Origin of the sequence: Asaia sp. W19 (assembly GCF_003994335.1) — a bacterium.
Taxonomy (GTDB): Bacteria; Pseudomonadota; Alphaproteobacteria; order Acetobacterales; family Acetobacteraceae; genus Asaia.
The window spans coordinates 1-772 of sequence record NZ_PNQZ01000227.1; the positions used below are offsets into that span (position 1 = coordinate 1).

1 protein-coding gene is annotated in these 772 nt (G+C 60.2%); it reads right to left on the reverse strand.

All coding sequences use genetic code 11. The features are described from left to right. Position 1: 1 nt before the first annotated feature. A partial coding sequence (hemB, locus tag C0V97_RS18210) for a porphobilinogen synthase (protein ID WP_127103768.1) occupies positions 2–772 on the reverse strand: 771 nt, incomplete at its 5' end.

Sequence of the window (772 nt, forward strand, 5' to 3'; positions counted from 1 at the left end):
GTCACAGCTTTGAGTTCAAAAGCCGTGCGGCTTCCACAGCGAAATAGGTGAGGATCCCGTTGCATCCGGCCCGTCGGAAGGCCAGCAGGCTCTCGAGAATGGCACGGTCGCGGTCGAGCCAGCCATTCTGGATGGCCGCCATCATCATCGCGTATTCGCCTGATACCTGGTAAGCGAATGTCGGCACCGCGAAATTGTCACGGACGCGCCTGATGATATCGAGATAGGGCATCCCCGGCTTGACCATCACCATGTCAGCGCCTTCCTGCAGGTCCTGCGCAACCTCACGCAGGGCTTCGTCGCTATTGGCCGGGTCCATCTGATAGGTCTTCTTGTCGCCTTTCAGGAGCCCTCCGGAGCCGAGCGCATCCCTGAACGGCCCATAAAAAGCAGAGGCATATTTTGCCGCGTAGGACATGATGCGCACATGTTCATGGCCAGCCTTGTCCAGCGCCGTACGGATCGCTCCGATACGTCCGTCCATCATGTCTGACGGGGCTATGATGTCGATCCCGGCCGCGGCCTGATTTTGCGCCTGCAACGCCAGTATTTCTACCGACGCGTCATTCACCACGTACCCATTCTCGATGAGGCCGTCATGGCCGTGATCGGTGTAGGGGTCGAGGGCTACGTCTCCCACCAGACCAAGGTCGGGGAAGAGACGTTTGATCTCCCGTGCCGCCCGACACATCAGATTGTCTGGATTTGTGGCCTCGCGACCCGTGGCATCGCGGATATCGGCGGGGGGGGTCGGGAAGAGGGGAAACGCGGG